A 13,256-nucleotide genomic window follows, 5' to 3' on the forward strand; every position below is an offset into this window, starting at 1 on the left:
CAGGGGGCGCTGCCCCCGCCCCGGATTTCATCCGGTGCTCCCCCGGGATATTTGGGCTCGGAAGATGGGAGAGTCGATGACATTTGTCAGGTTGCATGAGGTCGGCCCGCGTGACGGGTTGCAGAACGAAAAACGCGTCATTCCGGTGGCCGAGAAAGTGGCCTTGATCGATCTTCTGGGCAGGTCGGGGCTGCGCGATATCGAGATCGGCAGTTTCGTCAGCCCCAGATGGGTGCCGCAGATGGCCGACACGCCGCAGGTCATGGCAGGGATCACGCCGGTGGCGGGGGTGCGTTACGCGGTGCTGGTGCCCAATCTGCGCGGCTGGGACGGGTTCATCGCGGCGCGTGTGCCGGGGGTGACCTACGAGGTGGCAGTGTTTGTCGCGGCCTCCGAGGGGTTCTCGCGCAGCAATCTGAATTGTTCGGTGGCGGAATCGGTGGAACGGCTCGTGCCGGTGGTCGCAGCGGCGCAGGCGGCGGGAATCGGCTTGCGCGGCTATATTTCCTGCGTGACGGATTGCCCGTTTGACGGCCGGGTCGCCCCCGAGGCTGTGGCGAAGGTTGCGGCGATGTTGCGCGGGCTTGCGCCGATGCCTGTGTCGCTGGGCGATACGATCGGGAAAGGCACGCCCGTCACGGTCGCTGCGATGCTGGATGTGGTGCTGGAGGTTGTGCCCGCCGATCAGCTGGCGGGCCATTTCCATGACACGGGCGGGCAGGCGCTTGCCAATATCGAGACCGCGCTGGACAAAGGTCTGCGCGCGTTCGATTCGGCGGTGGGCGGGCTTGGCGGCTGTCCTTATGCGCCGGGGGCGCCGGGCAATGTGGCGACCGAACAGGTGCTGGACCTGTTGCATGGCGCGGGGTTCGAGACGGGCATCGACACGGCGGTCATCGCCGAGGCTGCGGCACTGGCAAGGAGGATGCGATGATCGATCTGGATGTCGACGGGCGCGGGGTGGCGACGCTGACGCTGGCGCGCGCGGACAAGCATAACGCGCTGTCGCAGGACATGATCGACGCGCTGACGCAGGCGGCCCGGCGGATCGCGGCGGACAGCAGCATCCGCGTGGTTGTGCTCGCGGCAGAGGGGCCGACATTCTGCGCAGGCGGCGATCTGGGCTGGATGCGCGACCAGATGGCGGCGGATACAGCGACACGGCGCGCGGCGGCGACATCGCTGGCGCGGATGCTGGGGGCGCTGAACACGCTGCCGCAGCCGGTGATCGGGCGTATTCACGGCAATGCGTTCGGAGGTGGCGTCGGGCTGGCCTGCGTCTGCGATGTGGCGATCGGCGTGCAGACCGCGCGGTTCGGGCTGACCGAAACGCGGTTGGGGCTGATTCCCGCGACCATCGGCCCCTATGTGCTGGCGCGCATGGGCGAGGCCAAGGCGCGGCGCGTGTTCATGTCGGGGCGGCTGTTCGATGCATCCGAGGCGCTAGCGCTGAACATTCTGGCGCGCGCGGTGCCGGCGGATTCGCTGGATGATGCGGTTGAGGCCGAGGTCGCACCCTATCTGTCCTGCGGACCAGAGGCGGTCGCTGCGGCCAAGGCTTTTGCCCGGTCGCTGGGTCCTGTGATCGACGCGGCGACCATTGTGCGGTCCATCGACGCGCTGATCGTCTGCTGGGACGGGGCCGAGGCGGCCGAGGGCATTGCGGCCTTTTTCGACAAACGTTCGCCACAATGGCCGGGATTGACCTGACGAAAGGTCTGATTTCGGTCGCAGTTTGGGCTGATTTGGCGGGTCTAGTGCCAGGGCAGGAGAGATGCCCATGCCCTTTGAATGGCCAGATGCGGAACAGATGACCTACCGGCTGTGGCGGTTGCGGCGCTTGTGGGTGCTGTGTGTGATGGTGCCTGCCGCTGTGATCATGGCGGCGGCCGTTCCGCCTGCGCTGGGCAGTCTGGCTATCCTTGTGATCGCCTGTCTGGTGACGGCGCATCTCGTTCTTTTCCCCAATGTCGCGCATGAAACGCTGGCGCTGTCGCTTTCGCTGACCGGGCTGGTCGTGGTTTTGCCATCGGTGCAGGGGCTGGCCGTTCTGGCACCTGTCGATCATGTGCAGGCCGCCACGGTGCTGGCGACGCTGCTTGCCGTGGTCACGACGGCGGCGGTCATGGCGCTGCTGGCGCAAGTGGTGCAGGTTCTGGTCCATTGCGGCCCCGTCATACGCTGGCGCCTTGTGTCGCGGATCGACTTGCCCTGCTCGGCGGGGGTCGCGCAGCGGCAATACGCCTTGCAACCACAGACACGGCGCGGGCGCATCCTGACCGGGCAGGTCGATGCGCAGGGGCTGTTCGAGGTCGCCGTCGCCTCGGCGCAGATGGCCGATCCGGTGCATCCCGATCAGCCGCTTGTCGTGCGGGTCGCGGCCAAGGTCCTGCACGCGGCACAGGGCCAGCATGATGTGATGCTGATCCAGTCGTGTGGCGCGGTCACGGTGACATCTCAGCGGTTCGTGCCGATGCCGGGCGGGTGCCGCGTGACACTGACCGACATGCCCGGCGATTTCACCGCTGGTCTGTATCTGCTCTATTGGCTGACCGACCAGCAGGGCGATACCCTGCAAGAGACGGCGGACATGATCACAGGTGCCGCAGAGCGGGCGAATGGCCTTGCGCATGGCGCATCGTTCCTGTCGCTTGCAGGCCTTGTCCTGTCCCCTTCGGAGCCTTTGGCCGACCGCGCGAAATAACCGCGTTCACGGCGCTGCGACACCGCACTCGGTTGACCCTTGCAGGGTGCAGCGGTATGGAGCGGGTAGCCAACGAAGGGCGCGCCGGACTCTGCGCCTTTTTGAAAGGAACGCACTTTGCCTGATATCGTGTCCAATTACCTGCCAATCATGATTTTCCTGGGCCTCGCCATCGGGCTGGGCCTGATCCTGATCCTGGCGGCGGCGGTGATCGCCGTGCGCAATCCCGATCCTGAGAAGGTGTCGGCCTATGAATGCGGGTTCAATGCGTTTGACGACGCGCGGATGAAATTCGACGTGCGGTTCTATCTTGTGTCGATCCTGTTCATCATTTTCGATCTCGAGGTCGCGTTCCTGTTTCCATGGGCCGTGGCCTTTGGCGACATCAGCATGACGGCCTTTTGGTCGATGATGATTTTCCTTGGCGTGCTGACGATCGGCTTTGCCTATGAATGGAAGAAAGGGGCGCTCGAATGGGAGTGATGACCGGAACCGCCGTGGGGGCCGACAAGGAACACGGCGCGCAATTGCTGAATGCGGAATTGCAGGACAAGGGTTTCCTTGTGACCTCGACCGCCGATATCATCAACTGGGCGCGCACCGGGTCGCTGCACTGGATGACCTTTGGTCTGGCCTGTTGTGCCGTCGAGATGATGCACACCTCCATGCCGCGCTATGATCTGGAACGTTTCGGGACGGCACCGCGCGCATCCCCGCGCCAGTCCGACCTGATGATCGTCGCAGGCACGCTGACCAACAAGATGGCGCCCGCCTTGCGCAAGGTCTACGACCAGATGCCGGAACCGCGTTACGTCATTTCGATGGGGTCCTGTGCGAATGGCGGCGGTTATTACCATTACAGCTATTCGGTGGTGCGTGGCTGCGACCGGATCGTGCCCGTCGATATCTATGTGCCGGGTTGCCCGCCCACCGCAGAGGCGCTGCTGTACGGCATCCTGCAATTGCAGCGCAAGATGCGCCGCACCGGCACCATCACGCGCTGAAGGAACAGATCATGACCGAAGCCTTGCAAGAACTCGGCGCACATCTGGACATCAAGCGCACCGATTGCGTGCAGTCCTACGAGGTGGCGCATGGCGAGCTGACGGTGACGGTGTCGCCATCGTCGCTGGTCAGTTTCGTGGAATTCCTCAAGAATGACGCGACCTGCCTGTTTTCCTCGCTGGTCGACATCACGGCGGTGGATTATCCCAGCCGCGCCAAGCGGTTCGATGTGATCTACCATTTCCTGAGCATGTATCAGAACCAGCGCATCCGCGTCCGGGTCCAGATCCGCGAAGAGGATATGATGCCCTCGATCATTGGCGTGCATCCCTCGGCCAACTGGTTCGAGCGTGAAGTCTTCGACATGTTCGGCATCCTGTTTTCGGGCCACCCCGACCTGCGCCGCATCCTGACCGATTACGGCTTTCGCGGGCATCCTTTGCGCAAGGATTTCCCGACAACGGGCTATACCGAGGTGCGCTATGACGAGGTGCAGAAACGCGTCGTCTATGAACCCGTCAGCCTTGTGCAGGAATACCGGCAGTTCGATTTCATGTCGCCATGGGAAGGCGCCAAATACGTCCTGCCCGGTGACGAAAAGACCAAGCCGGAGGCGAAAGGCGAGTGACCCAGCCTGCGGTTCTTTACTGCGTCGGCGCGACCAAGGCGGGGACCTCTTGGTTTTACCGCCTGCTGCACGATCATCCCGATTGCGCGCTTCCCGCAGTGAAAGAGGCGCATTACTGGGATACTTTTGCCGCCCCCGACCGTGACAAGCAACTGGCGGCGTTCCATCTGCGCCTGCATGACATGCGCGCGGCAAAGGCCGAGGCCCGAGCTGCCGATCGCGGGTGGCAGGTGCGCAACCTCGACCGGCGGATCGCCGACATGAATGCCTTGATCGACGTCGTGGCTGGTGATCGTGCGGATGATACGGCCTATCTGGACTGGCTGACCGCGGGGCGTGGGGACGCCCGGCTTTATGCCGATATCACGCCGAATTACGCCACCATGCCCGATGCGTTGCTGGACCGGATGGTCAAGGCCACGCCACTGACCAAGGTGATCTACCTGATCCGCGACCCGCTGGACCGCCTGTGGTCGCATATCCGCATGCAGGCGCGGCGCCAGCGGCAAAGTCACGAAATATATGAAAAGAAGGCGAACAACATCCTTTACCGGATGTTGAACCGTGGACAAGAGACGCATATCCTCGACCGTGGTGATTATGCGGGTGTGATCCGCAAGTTGCGTCGTGTGGTGCCTGCCGACCGGCTGCTTGTCGCTTTCGCTGAAACGCTGCTGACGCCCGAGGGGCTGGCACGGGTCTGTGCCTTTCTGGGGATTGCGTCCGTGGATGTCCCCGCCAAGGCGGTGCATGACGGCAAGCCGGTGATGATGCTCGAAAAACTGCGGCCACGTGCGCAGCAATTGCTATTCGAACAATACGACTGGGTCGCGCGCAACGTCGGCCCCTTGCCGGCGAACTGGCAGAACAATTATGTAAGGATGACAGCATGATGGACGGCGATATCCGCGTGAACACCTATGACGACGGGTCATCCGATGCGCTGACCGGCGAACAGAAGATCCGCAATTTCAACATCAATTTCGGCCCGCAGCACCCTGCGGCGCACGGTGTGCTGCGTCTGGTGCTGGAACTTGACGGAGAGATCGTCGAACGCTGCGATCCGCATATCGGCCTGCTGCACCGTGGCACCGAAAAGCTGATGGAAAGCCGGACCTATCTGCAGAACCTGCCCTATTTCGACCGGCTGGATTACGTCGCCCCGATGAACCAGGAACACGCCTGGTGTCTGGCGATCGAACGGCTGACCGGCACGATCGTGCCGCGCCGTGCGCAGCTGATCCGCGTGCTTTATTCCGAAATCGGGCGCATCCTGTCGCATCTGCTGAACGTGACGACGCAGGCGATGGACGTGGGCGCACTGACCCCGCCGCTGTGGGGGTTCGAAGAACGCGAAAAGCTGATGATCTTTTACGAACGGGCCTGCGGCGCACGGTTGCACGCGGCCTATTTCCGCCCCGGCGGTGTGCATCAGGACCTGCCCGATCAACTGGTCGAAGATATCGACGCCTGGGCTGTGACCTTCCCCAAGGTGCTGGACGATATCGACAGCCTGCTGACCGAAAACCGCATCTTCAAACAGCGCAACTGCGACATCGGCGTTGTCACCGAACAGGACATTCAGGATTGGGGTTTCAGCGGTGTGATGGTGCGCGGGTCCGGTCTGGCCTGGGATTTGCGCCGTGCGCAGCCTTATGAATGCTATGACGAATTCGAATTCCAAGTCCCTGTCGGCAAGAACGGTGATTGTTATGACCGCTATCTGTGCCGGATGGAGGAAATGCGCCAGTCCACCCATATCATCCGTCAGGCGTGTGAAAAGCTGCGCGTTGAAAAAGGCGATGTGATGGCGCGCGGCAAGATGACCCCGCCCACCCGCGGCGAGATGAAAACCTCGATGGAAGCCCTGATCCACCATTTCAAGCTTTATACCGAAGGTTTCCATGTCCCCGCAGGCGAAGTTTACGCCGCGGTCGAGGCGCCCAAGGGCGAATTCGGTGTCTATCTGGTGGCCGATGGCACCAACAAACCTTACCGCGCCAAGCTGCGCGCGCCCGGCTATCTGCATCTGCAGGCGATGGATTACATCGCGTCGGGGCATCAGCTGGCCGATGTTGCGGCGATCATCGGGACGATGGATGTTGTGTTCGGGGAAATCGACCGATGACGATGGAACAGGTCGTCCTTGGCGCGGTCGTCGCGATAGGCTTTTTCCTGTCGGCGGCAGTGTCGCGGTGGTTTCGGCGGCCTGTCGCCGGTATCATCTTTGGCGGCGTGGCGGGCATTGCCTTATCCGTCGCCGTGTTAAGCTATGGGCTGACCGAAGTGGTCGGGCGTGACGCTGCCGTTGTTGCCGAATGATCCGGCGCAATCGGCCGTTCTTCTCTAACCGAAAGATAACACAATGATCCGCCAGTTTCCCCTTGTCGCCTTTGTCGCCTTGTCGGCCTGTGCCTATCCGATGATGATGCCTGCCCCGACGCCGATACCGACTGTGACGGTCGCACCGCAGCCGGTGCCGAACGTCAATCCGGGATCGGCCAAGGACCGTTTCATCGCCGCTGTCACTGCGAACGGCTGCGAACTGACGACCGCGAATACCCAGACCGTGTTGGCCAGCGCCACCCTGTCGCAACAGGACATGGCCCGCATCATGACCGAATTGCGCGCCGAAGGCCGGGGCGAGATCGGGGCCGATGGCCGGTCGTTCCGCGTGACGACAGGCGCCTGCATCTGATCGCAAACGCCTTGCCCGCCGTGGTGCTTGTGCTAATGGGTGGGCTGAACATCGGCGGGTGACGCCCCGCCGTTTTGAACGCGCCACCGCCCGGCGCTGCCACGATGACAGGGATGACCTGATGCTACGCCGCCTTTACCACGACCAGCCCGCAACCTTTGCCTTCACTGATGCCAACCTCGCTTGGGCCAAGGCGCAGATGAAGAAATTCCCCGAAGGGCGTCAGGCCTCGGCGATCATTCCGATCCTGTGGCGCGCGCAGGAACAGGAAGGCTGGCTGACACGGCCCGCGATCGAATATGTCGCGCAGATGCTGGACATGGCCTATATCCGCGCGCTTGAAGTCGCGTCGTTCTATTTCATGTTCCAGCTACAGCCTGTGGGATCGGTCGCGCATATCCAGGTCTGCGGCACGCTGTCCTGCATGATCTGCGGCGCAGAGGACCTGATCGGCGTTTGCAAGGACAAGATCGCCCCAAAGGCGCATAGCCTGTCGGCGGATGGCAAGTTTTCGTGGGAAGAGGTCGAATGCCTCGGGTCTTGCGCCAATGCGCCGATGGCCCAGATCGGCAAGGATTATTACGAAGACCTGACCGCCGAACGGCTGGGCGAGATTATCGACGAACTGGCCGCGGGCCGCGTACCGACACCCGGCCCCCAAAACGGCCGTTTCGCGGCAGAGCCCAAAGGCGGGCTGACCTCGCTCAAGGAATTCACCACCGGCAAGGCGCAACATAACGCCAGCGTACAGGCCGCCGTCGATATCGGCGACACGGTCAAGCGGATCGACGGGACAGAAGTGCCGTTGCTGACGCCGTGGATCAAGGACGCGAAGAAACCGAAACCACCTGCCGCCAGCAAGGCGCGCAAAGACCCCAAACCCTCTGCCGACGCACCCGCCGATGCAAGCGGCGTGACCAAACAGGAAGCGCAGGCAGCGTCCAAAGGCAGACCCGTGTCCAAGTCCAACCCCGAACCAGCGGGCACCGAGGAAAAGGCGGTCGAGAAAAAGCCGCGCGCCAAGCGGGCGCCGAAAAAGCCCAAGGAATAGGCTCCGGTCAAGGCCACACCTGCCCCATGTCGGGCGGCTTGCACAAAAAATTTACGCAACGCCGCCATTTCAGGTAGAAGTCGAAGGGTATGCCGTGCTGTGATCATTTGACGCAGAAACGGACCAGCCGATGCAGACTTGCACGACTGACCACCTGAGAGGAGAATTGAGAAGATGAACAACACTGCACCGATCTGGATGGGGATCGCCGCGATTGCGGGCCTCGTCTTTATTGTCGCGCTGGGCGTGGCCTATGTGCTTTACGACCTTGGCTTGAACGGATCCGTTTTCGTGGCCGTCGTCGTTTCGGGCATCGCGGCTGTCGCGCTGGCGCTTGGCTGGCGCCCCGCACGCAATGCGCATCACGCGGCTGCCGTGGAACCCACAATGCCTGCCAAGACGACCGCACCCGTGGCTGACCCCGCACCAGCCGCTGCCGCGCCTGCGCCGACACCGGCCGCGACCGTGGCAGAGGTGACACCGATTCAACCGAACGTAACGCAAGCCGCAGGCAAAAAGCCCACGATGCTGGCCGCCGCGCGCAACAACCAACCCGATGACCTCAAGCAGATCAGCGGCGTCGGGCCCAAGCTCGAACAAACCTTGCACGGCATGGGCATTTTCCACTTCGACCAGATCGCAAGCTGGGGCCCGGACGAGCTGGCCTGGATGGACGACAACCTGCAAGGCTTCAAAGGCCGCGCCAGCCGTGACGGTTGGGTCGCGCAGGCCAAGGCGCTGTCCGGCGGCGCATAAGGATCAGCATGGCCCGGCATGGAAACACATCAGAGGCGAAGGCCGGACAACGCGTCGCGTTGACGGTCGCCGCCATTGGTGTTCTGTGGGTGCTGGTCACGATGATCGGGTCCGAATACGGCTGGTCCAACCGGACCCAGGCTTTTTTTGACCTTGCAGCGCTGGCCGGTTTCGGCTTTGCGCTGTGGCAGACATACAAACTCTGGCGGTCACGCCGGAACGACAAGGGCGAGAACTGATGCTCAAGGATCAAGACCGGATTTTCACCAACCTTTACGGGATGCACGACCGCACGCTGAAAGGCGCGCAGGCGCGCGGCCATTGGGATGGCACGGCTGACATCATCAAGAAAGGCCGCGACTGGATCATCACCGAGATGAAAGCCTCCGGCCTGCGCGGTCGCGGTGGTGCGGGTTTTCCGACCGGTCTGAAATGGTCCTTCATGCCCAAGGAAAGCGATGGTCGCCCCGCCTATCTGGTGGTCAATGCCGATGAATCCGAACCCGGCACGTGCAAGGACCGCGAGATCATGCGCCACGACCCGCACACGCTGGTCGAAGGCTGCCTGATCGCGTCTTTCGCGATGAACGCGCACGCCTGCTATATCTACATCCGCGGCGAATACATCCGCGAGAAAGAGGCGCTGCAGGCGGCCATCGACGAGGCTTATGCCGCTGGTCTGGTGGGCAAGAACGCCGCCAAATCGGGCTGGGATTTCGATATCTACCTGACCCACGGGGCAGGCGCTTATATCTGTGGCGAGGAAACCGCGTTGCTTGAAAGCCTTGAAGGCAAAAAGGGCATGCCGCGGATGAAACCGCCATTTCCGGCGGGTGCGGGCCTTTACGGTTGCCCGACAACCGTGAACAACGTCGAATCCATCGCCGTCGTGCCCACGATCCTGCGCCGTGGCGGTGGCTGGTTCGCAGGCATGGGTCGCCCGAACAACGCAGGCACCAAGCTCTTCGCGATCTCGGGCCATGTGAACAACCCCTGTGTCGTCGAAGAGGAAATGTCGATTCCTTTCGAAGAACTGATCGAAAAGCATTGCGGCGGCATCCGTGGCGGCTGGAACAACCTCAAGGCCGTGATCCCAGGCGGGTCATCCGTGCCCTGCGTGCGCGGTGAAAACATGCGCGACGCGATCATGGATTTCGACGCGCTCAAGGAAAAGGGGTCCTCGCTGGGCACCGCGGCGGTCATCGTGATGGACAATTCCACCGACATGATCAAGGCGATCTGGCGGCTGTCGAAATTCTACAAGCACGAAAGCTGCGGCCAGTGTACCCCCTGCCGCGAAGGCACCGGCTGGATGATGCGCGTGATGGCACGTCTGGTCGAAGGCAACGCATCCGTTGACGAGATCGATATGTTGTTGGACGTGACAAAACAGGTCGAAGGCCATACGATCTGCGCATTGGGTGACGCGGCCGCCTGGCCGATCCAGGGGCTGATCAAGAATTTCCGGGACGAGATCGAGGACCGGATCAAACACAAACGTATCGCGGGGATGGCAGCAGAATGATGATCCGGGGTTTGATGATGGGTGCGGCGCTGACGCTGGCCGCCTGTTCCACGGGCTCCGGCCCTGCGCGTGAACTCAGCGATCCGGCCGTGCAGCGCCTGCTGAACATGCCGACGCCGGAATATTATGCGACGCTGACTGTTGCCACGCAGGTCGCGCAGAACTGCGCGCGCTATCGCTATGACGCCGAGCTTGATTCCCAGATGAATGAACGCCGCAATGAATTGGGCCGTGGGTCGCTGTCCGCCAATTCGCAGCGCAACGCGATCGAGTTGGAAACCGACGTGATGCAGCGCAGTTTCGGCGTCAAGCACGGGGTCGAATTGCAAGGTACCGACCTGTGTCCTGCTGCCGACGCCGAAGTGCTGGAAGGCTCCGCACTGAGCGCCATGCTGGTGCCGGTCTGATCGGCTGACAATTCGTGACGCTGTCGAAAGGTCGCGCCCCGGCGCGGCCTTTTTGCGTTGGGGGGCGACCGTAGACCATGGGTGTGTCGGCTATGCGGACATTGCTGTCGTTGATCTTGCTCAGACCGATGTCAGCTCTTCAACGCCAACGGCTTCTCCGAAACGAAATACACCTTGCTTGAAGCAAAAAACGGGTATATACCCGCAATATGGATGATATATGCATTTGCACAGCTCTTCGGCAAGCCGCAGCGCAAAGCACAGCTCACTACGACGCGGTGCTTGCCCCTTCCGGCATAAAGGTAACTATGTTCCGCCTGCTGCGGCGAATTCAGGCAGCCAAGTCCATCTCGATCACCGAACTGGCCGAGATAGTTGGCCTTGACCGCAGTACATTGGGCCGCAACCTGCGCGTTTTGGAAAAGCAGTCCCTTGTCGAGATGGGAACCGGCGAGGACGCTCGGGCACGTCAAGTGTCGTTGACTCGCGCTGGTCAAGAAAAGCTGCGGGAGGCGGTTCCTCTTTGGCGAAAAGCTCAGCAAGAATTTTCACAGATCATAGGGGCGGATACATTGGCGGTTTTGGACCGTGTGATCGACCAAACCGGCGAAGAAGAACAGGCGATGGGAGGCAAGGCATGACGACGCAAACAGCTGAAAAGTGGCACGGGGCGGGCGTTGCTCTTGTCTGCGGTGCCTTGATCCTTTTGATCTCGCTCGGCGTGCGACACGCTTTCGGGCTCTTCCTACAACCCGTGAGCATGGATCAGGGATGGGGGCGCGAGACCTTCGCGTTCGCCATCGCGCTGCAAAACCTCGTTTGGGGCGTCAGCCAGCCCTTCACCGGCATGTTGTCTGATCGCTTCGGGGCCAAGCCAATCGTGGCCACCGGTGCTGTGCTCTATGGGGCTGGTCTTTGGACGATGAGTGTCGTCGGCGGCGAGGCCGTTTTCATCCTTGGCGCTGGCGTTCTGATCGGGCTGGGCTTGTCCGGCACTACATTCCCGGTGATCTTTGCCGCAATCAGCCGCCTTGTGGCGCCGGAACGGCGGTCGCTTGCGATGGGGATCACAATGTCCGTGGGCTCTTTCGGGCAGTTTGCGATGCTACCGGTTTCGCTTGGGCTGATCATTGCCTTTGAATGGCAAACCGCGCTGGTGGTCCTATCCATTCTGGCCCTTGCCATCTTTCCGCTCGCCTTCGGTATCCGCAGCGTTCCCGCCCCTGTTGCAAGCGCTGATGAAGACGTGCCGTTCGGCCAGGCCCTGCGCGATGCGTTCGGCCAGCGTGACTTCTGGCTATTGTCACTCGGTTTCTTTGCCTGTGGTTTCCAAGTTGTGTTCATCTCTGTGCACTTGCCCGCCTTCCTTGCGGATGAAGGGGTCGGCAATGGTATCGCAACCATCGTTCTGGCGCTGATCGGGTTGGTGAACATCGCAGGCACCTACTACGCAGGGCTCTGGGGCGGACGGCATCGCAAACCGATGCTGCTCTCATGGATTTACCTCGGCCGCGCAGCAGCTATCGCAGCATTCGTACTCCTGCCGGTCACTGCAGCCTCTGCCTACATCTTCGGCGCGGTCATGGGGCTGTTCTGGCTCTCCACCGTCCCCCTGACGAATGGCACCGTTGCCGCTGTTTTCGGCATCAAACACATGTCGATGCTGGCGGGTATTGTCTTTTTCGCCCATCAGCTTGGATCATTCGCTGGCGGCTGGATGGGCGGTTGGCTATATGACCGTTCCGGTAGCTACGATATTGCGTGGGGCATAGCAATTGGGTTGAGCATTTTGGCAGCTGTCCTGAACTGGCCGATCACGGAACGTACGCTCGCTCAGCGAAGGGCGGTGTCATGAGCGGGCCTTCAATAGTCCAAGTGATCGCAGGAGTGTTTTTCCTGATACTCATGACAACACTGTTTCAACTCTATCAGAATCCACTGTTCGAGATTTATCTGTTCAGCTGGGGGCTATGCTAAGGCAGCTCGCCAGAGCGGCCATTGGTGAGTGTAGCAGCTTCGGTGAGTCCGGGCTTATTCCGTTGAAAAACTCTTGTTGATTTGTGGCTTGGTCGCTGATTCACTTTCGTTAGTGAAGCGGGGGGATCTGCGATGTTGGGACCAAGACAAGAGGCGCAGGGCGCATTGTTTTACGAGTTCTCGATAGAGGATCATGTCCCTCAGGATCACCTGCTGCGATCCATCGACCGCTTCGTGGATTTGACAGGTATCCGCCAGCATCTGGCTCCGTTCTACAGCAATACCGGCCGCCCCTCCATCGATCCCGAGCTGCTGATCCGCATGCTCCTGATCGGGTATTGCCTGGGCATCCGGTCGGAGCGGCGGCTCTGCGAAGAGGTGCATCTGAATCTCGCATACCGCTGGTTTTGTCGCCTCGATCTGGCGGATCGGGTGCCAGACCATTCCAGCTTTTCGAAGAACCGCCACGGCCGGTTCCGGGACAGCGACCTGTTGCGTCACGTGT

At 61.6% G+C, this 13,256-nt stretch carries 17 protein-coding genes and 1 pseudogene; all 18 read left to right on the forward strand.

Annotated elements, in window-relative coordinates; genetic code table 11:
- Positions 1 to 76: 76 nt before the first annotated feature.
- Positions 77 to 934 (forward strand): hydroxymethylglutaryl-CoA lyase, encoded by an 858-nt coding sequence (locus H147_RS0112685; protein WP_019955748.1) that lies wholly within the window; start codon positions 77 to 79, stop codon positions 932 to 934.
- Positions 931 to 1,710 carry a crotonase/enoyl-CoA hydratase family protein gene (locus tag H147_RS0112690; protein WP_019955749.1) on the forward strand — a complete coding sequence of 260 codons (780 nt, stop codon included), beginning with the start codon at positions 931 to 933 and terminating at the stop codon, positions 1,708 to 1,710. The genes H147_RS0112685 and H147_RS0112690 overlap by 4 nt, the downstream gene beginning before the upstream one ends.
- Before the next feature lie 70 nt (positions 1,711 to 1,780).
- The gene (locus H147_RS0112695) at positions 1,781 to 2,704 is read left to right on the forward strand and encodes a hypothetical protein (protein WP_019955750.1); all 924 of its coding nucleotides are present in this window, start codon (positions 1,781 to 1,783) and stop codon (positions 2,702 to 2,704) included.
- A gap of 150 nt (positions 2,705 to 2,854) precedes the next feature.
- Positions 2,855 to 3,187 carry an NADH-quinone oxidoreductase subunit A gene (locus H147_RS0112700; RefSeq protein ID WP_375342054.1) on the forward strand — a complete coding sequence of 111 codons (333 nt, stop codon included), beginning with the start codon at positions 2,855 to 2,857 and terminating at the stop codon, positions 3,185 to 3,187.
- Positions 3,178 to 3,708 carry a NuoB/complex I 20 kDa subunit family protein gene (locus H147_RS0112705; protein WP_026352491.1) on the forward strand — a complete coding sequence of 177 codons (531 nt, stop codon included), beginning with the start codon at positions 3,178 to 3,180 and terminating at the stop codon, positions 3,706 to 3,708. Before H147_RS0112700 ends, H147_RS0112705 begins: the two co-directional genes overlap by 10 nt.
- Positions 3,709 to 3,719: 11 nt before the next feature.
- The gene (locus H147_RS0112710) at positions 3,720 to 4,337 is read left to right on the forward strand and encodes an NADH-quinone oxidoreductase subunit C (RefSeq protein ID WP_019955753.1); all 618 of its coding nucleotides are present in this window, start codon (positions 3,720 to 3,722) and stop codon (positions 4,335 to 4,337) included.
- Positions 4,334 to 5,230: a sulfotransferase gene (locus tag H147_RS0112715; protein WP_019955754.1), complete on the forward strand. Its 897-nt coding sequence runs from the start codon at positions 4,334 to 4,336 to the stop codon at positions 5,228 to 5,230. Before H147_RS0112710 ends, H147_RS0112715 begins: the two co-directional genes overlap by 4 nt.
- Entirely contained in the window at positions 5,227 to 6,465 is a 1,239-nt protein-coding gene (locus H147_RS0112720) for an NADH-quinone oxidoreductase subunit D (protein WP_026352492.1), read from the forward strand. The genes H147_RS0112715 and H147_RS0112720 overlap by 4 nt, the downstream gene beginning before the upstream one ends.
- Positions 6,462 to 6,659: a hypothetical protein gene (locus H147_RS0112725; RefSeq protein ID WP_019955756.1), complete on the forward strand. Its 198-nt coding sequence runs from the start codon at positions 6,462 to 6,464 to the stop codon at positions 6,657 to 6,659. The genes H147_RS0112720 and H147_RS0112725 overlap by 4 nt, the downstream gene beginning before the upstream one ends.
- A gap of 43 nt (positions 6,660 to 6,702) precedes the next feature.
- Positions 6,703 to 7,035, forward strand: coding sequence for a hypothetical protein (locus H147_RS0112730; RefSeq protein ID WP_019955757.1), 333 nt, complete (start codon positions 6,703 to 6,705; stop codon positions 7,033 to 7,035).
- A gap of 121 nt (positions 7,036 to 7,156) precedes the next feature.
- Positions 7,157 to 8,074, forward strand: a pseudogene (gene nuoE, locus H147_RS0112735) (NADH-quinone oxidoreductase subunit NuoE); the annotation flags it as partial.
- A 186-nt stretch (positions 8,075 to 8,260) separates the two neighbouring features.
- Complete coding sequence (locus tag H147_RS0112740) at positions 8,261 to 8,842, forward strand: helix-hairpin-helix domain-containing protein (RefSeq protein ID WP_019955759.1); 582 nt, start codon at positions 8,261 to 8,263, stop codon at positions 8,840 to 8,842.
- 8 nt (positions 8,843 to 8,850) lie between these two features.
- Entirely contained in the window at positions 8,851 to 9,081 is a 231-nt protein-coding gene (locus tag H147_RS0112745; protein ID WP_019955760.1) for a DUF5337 domain-containing protein, read from the forward strand.
- Positions 9,081 to 10,367, forward strand: coding sequence for an NADH-quinone oxidoreductase subunit NuoF (nuoF, locus tag H147_RS0112750; RefSeq protein WP_019955761.1), 1,287 nt, complete (start codon positions 9,081 to 9,083; stop codon positions 10,365 to 10,367). Before H147_RS0112745 ends, nuoF begins: the two co-directional genes overlap by 1 nt.
- Positions 10,364 to 10,774, forward strand: coding sequence for a hypothetical protein (locus H147_RS0112755; RefSeq protein ID WP_019955762.1), 411 nt, complete (start codon positions 10,364 to 10,366; stop codon positions 10,772 to 10,774). The genes nuoF and H147_RS0112755 overlap by 4 nt, the downstream gene beginning before the upstream one ends.
- A gap of 209 nt (positions 10,775 to 10,983) precedes the next feature.
- On the forward strand, positions 10,984 to 11,415 hold the full coding sequence (locus tag H147_RS19715; protein ID WP_019955763.1) for a MarR family winged helix-turn-helix transcriptional regulator: 432 nt from the start codon (positions 10,984 to 10,986) through the stop codon (positions 11,413 to 11,415).
- Positions 11,412 to 12,629 carry an MFS transporter gene (locus H147_RS0112765; RefSeq protein ID WP_026352494.1) on the forward strand — a complete coding sequence of 406 codons (1,218 nt, stop codon included), beginning with the start codon at positions 11,412 to 11,414 and terminating at the stop codon, positions 12,627 to 12,629. Before H147_RS19715 ends, H147_RS0112765 begins: the two co-directional genes overlap by 4 nt.
- Positions 12,630 to 12,883: 254 nt before the next feature.
- Positions 12,884 to 13,256, forward strand: a 373-nt coding sequence (locus tag H147_RS0112770; protein WP_019955765.1) for a transposase, incomplete at its 3' end; no start/stop codon positions are given.

Origin of the sequence: Yoonia vestfoldensis DSM 16212 (assembly GCF_000382265.1) — a bacterium.
GTDB lineage: Bacteria > Pseudomonadota > Alphaproteobacteria > Rhodobacterales > Rhodobacteraceae > Yoonia > Yoonia vestfoldensis.

Excerpts from the sequence above, each read along its gene's own strand:
- H147_RS0112730 (WP_019955757.1), top strand. The coding sequence starts at position 6,703 with ATGATCCGCCAGTTTCCCCTTGTCGCCTTTGTCGCCTTGTCGGCCTGT.
- H147_RS0112695 (WP_019955750.1), top strand. The coding sequence starts at position 1,781 with ATGCCCTTTGAATGGCCAGATGCGGAACAGATGACCTACCGGCTGTGG.
- H147_RS0112740 (WP_019955759.1), top strand. The coding sequence starts at position 8,261 with ATGAACAACACTGCACCGATCTGGATGGGGATCGCCGCGATTGCGGGC.
- H147_RS0112765 (WP_026352494.1), top strand. The coding sequence starts at position 11,412 with ATGACGACGCAAACAGCTGAAAAGTGGCACGGGGCGGGCGTTGCTCTT.
- H147_RS0112705 (WP_026352491.1), top strand. The coding sequence starts at position 3,178 with ATGGGAGTGATGACCGGAACCGCCGTGGGGGCCGACAAGGAACACGGC.
- H147_RS0112745 (WP_019955760.1), top strand. The coding sequence starts at position 8,851 with ATGGCCCGGCATGGAAACACATCAGAGGCGAAGGCCGGACAACGCGTC.
- H147_RS0112710 (WP_019955753.1), top strand. The coding sequence starts at position 3,720 with ATGACCGAAGCCTTGCAAGAACTCGGCGCACATCTGGACATCAAGCGC.
- H147_RS0112755 (WP_019955762.1), top strand. The coding sequence starts at position 10,364 with ATGATGATCCGGGGTTTGATGATGGGTGCGGCGCTGACGCTGGCCGCC.
- H147_RS0112720 (WP_026352492.1), top strand. The coding sequence starts at position 5,227 with ATGATGGACGGCGATATCCGCGTGAACACCTATGACGACGGGTCATCC.
- H147_RS0112700 (WP_375342054.1), top strand. The coding sequence starts at position 2,855 with ATGATTTTCCTGGGCCTCGCCATCGGGCTGGGCCTGATCCTGATCCTG.
- nuoF (WP_019955761.1), top strand. The coding sequence starts at position 9,081 with ATGCTCAAGGATCAAGACCGGATTTTCACCAACCTTTACGGGATGCAC.
- H147_RS0112725 (WP_019955756.1), top strand. The coding sequence starts at position 6,462 with ATGACGATGGAACAGGTCGTCCTTGGCGCGGTCGTCGCGATAGGCTTT.
- H147_RS0112685 (WP_019955748.1), top strand. The coding sequence starts at position 77 with ATGACATTTGTCAGGTTGCATGAGGTCGGCCCGCGTGACGGGTTGCAG.
- H147_RS0112690 (WP_019955749.1), top strand. The coding sequence starts at position 931 with ATGATCGATCTGGATGTCGACGGGCGCGGGGTGGCGACGCTGACGCTG.
- H147_RS19715 (WP_019955763.1), top strand. The coding sequence starts at position 10,984 with ATGGATGATATATGCATTTGCACAGCTCTTCGGCAAGCCGCAGCGCAA.